Source organism: Occallatibacter sp. (assembly GCF_049802275.1).
GTDB lineage: Bacteria > Acidobacteriota > Terriglobia > Terriglobales > Acidobacteriaceae > Telmatobacter.
Genome location: NZ_JBARMD010000582.1, coordinates 1 through 2,137, shown reverse-complemented (window position 1 = coordinate 2,137; position 2,137 = coordinate 1). Strand labels below are relative to the sequence as shown.

The window sequence follows — 2,137 nt, the reverse complement described above, 5'->3', positions numbered from 1 at the left end:
CCGCTCCGATAGCCCGATGCCCGCGCGGTTGTCATGATCGCCCTCCTACCTGCAGATTGCCCATCAAATACCAACATCCCGCCGCCCGACGCGACGCTAAAATGCTAAACTAAACCACCAGCAGCCGATAAAATAGATTGTCCTTCCCAATGCAGGCCAGCACATCAAACATCAGATTGCCGAACGTATAAGCGGCTGTCATATATTCCCGGCTAGTCTCTTTATCCATAAAACGGCGGACGATGTCACCCTCTTCGGCATTTGTTGTTTCCAAGAACCGCTCGTATTGATCAAGAAGCCTGCTTACTGTTTCATGCGCATCTGCCAAGCTGGGTTGTTCTCGAAGCCACTCCAATCGTTGCGTGGGAGTCAATCCAATCATGGCTAAGGCATCTGCTGGGTGGACCGATTTTTGCTGTCTAAATACAGCCAGAAGATAGAGGAGGGCAGAATAGCAAGTCAGCAGCCTGCTGTGCTTCAGCTTATAATTTTTGAGTTTTCCCTTGGCTTTTTCTTCATCGGGGACCCTCTCGGTCCGCGCTTCGTAATTCACACAAAATGTTCTCCACAAGCGCAGGATATCGTTTGTAAGAAAGGCTGGCATGAAGTCTGCCTTGTGATCTTCATAATCTCTCCAGTATGCGACAACTACCTCTTCTGTAACTTCTTTATATACTTTATCCTCCAAAAGAGGGTGGCTTTCCAAAAGAAGAAGAAGCCGTGCCGTAAACGTATTTGTTACGTCGTCCTCTGGTGTGCCAAGAGTCTCTGTGAGTTCATCTACAGAATAATGGACAAGATAGCGACCGTCTCCTGAAAATTCCTGAATACCCAACACACGTGTAACTTCGATGAGATCCGCTTTAATGCAAATTTCGTCAAGGCGTTTTAGAAGGCTTCCTTCCTTACCATCGCGCCCCTTCGTTCCGTTGTTTTTTCCAAGGATGAACAGGTCCAGGTCGCTGTGCGAACTTGCCTCGCATCGTCCGAAAGATCCGGTAGCGTAAACACACGCTTTACTCTTAGCACGATTCTCCGCGTCTTGCAGTCTCGTGCGAAGTTGCAATATTCTTTTTCCCGTCTGAGACCGACGATCAGAGAGTTCGCCCACGCACCCCCTCCCACTCAAAGATATTGGCGAAGATTTCAGCTTGTTCGATTGCGTCTCCGAGAGCGTGATGCGTATGTTGATGCTTAGAGACAAGCGATGGATGGAGTCTCGACCGGCCCGCCTCCGAAATTGGGATGGCGGCTTTGACTGCGAAGGCGGTCTTAATATCAAAGCAGCGCGAGTAATCAAAAGGTGAACCGTTCGCCGAGTATCGCACGAAATACCAATACAGCCAGCTCCAGTCAAAGCTTAACGGATAAGCAACCAGCACCGGGTTAGCTCCGTCCGCGTTATTGGCCACCCAATCACAGGCCTCTGTCATCGCTCTTTCGGGAGCTTCTCCCTCTATGATCAGGCGCGATCTGTCAAGACCGTTCACACTTAAGGCTTCTTGCTGGAATTGGTCAGAAATAGGCTGCAGTTCCTTATAGAGGCTTCTCTCGTAGCTCTGCGGTCGCTCGAAGCGTTCTCCATCGAAGGAGCCTGCGTACACAATGGCGAACGAGAGAATTGAGAACGGCCCGGGAATTGGGCCATCCGTTTCCACGTCCGCTGAGAAATACGCATCCACCTTCCTGTCTAGCCTCTTACCTTGCTGATTAACCAGCGGCGCGCTCGGGGCGATCCTGCTATCGAGCATTGGTCCCCTCCGCCTTCAGCTAGCAGCCATCTCGCGCCCGACCAAATAGGTCGAATCCGGATGCGAGACTCTGGCGTGCACGATCGTCAACCGCCAGTTCCTAAACGCCTTCGGCCACCAGAAGTCATTGGCATTACGAGAATCATACCGCATCATGTGCCTCGCCTCGGATCGTCTGCCTGGTAGCTTACCGTATTCTGCCCGGTCGGCGAACGCAGCTCGCAGCCGGCCATCGCCTCGAGGATGCGGGCGGCAATCGGGAAACCGTCCTGGCCCCAGCCCTGCGCCTGGGCGCGATGAAATATATCATGGGCGAGCAGGCCGAGATTGGCCGGGGCGGCGACCGCGCGGGCGAGTTCGCAGGCCAGATGCAGATCCTTGGCGAC

At 52.9% G+C, this 2,137-nt stretch carries 3 protein-coding genes; all 3 read right to left on the bottom strand.

Features of this window, described 5'->3' with window-relative positions; genetic code table 11:
• Positions 1-109: 109 nt before the first annotated feature.
• Positions 110-1,111, bottom strand: a complete 1,002-nt coding sequence (locus WA354_RS19925) for a hypothetical protein (RefSeq protein WP_472814770.1) — start codon at positions 1,109-1,111, stop codon at positions 110-112.
• Entirely contained in the window at positions 1,095-1,751 is a 657-nt protein-coding gene (locus WA354_RS19920; RefSeq protein WP_472814769.1) for a 3'-5' exoribonuclease domain-containing protein, read from the bottom strand. The genes WA354_RS19925 and WA354_RS19920 overlap by 17 nt, the downstream gene beginning before the upstream one ends.
• Positions 1,752-1,903: 152 nt before the next feature.
• Positions 1,904-2,137: hypothetical protein (locus WA354_RS19915; protein WP_472814768.1), on the bottom strand; the 234-nt coding region annotated here is incomplete at its 5' end.

Bases quoted from the DNA above. Each gene is read 5' to 3' on its own strand.
- WA354_RS19920 (WP_472814769.1), bottom strand. From the start codon at position 1,751: ATGCTCGATAGCAGGATCGCCCCGAGCGCGCCGCTGGTTAATCAGCAA.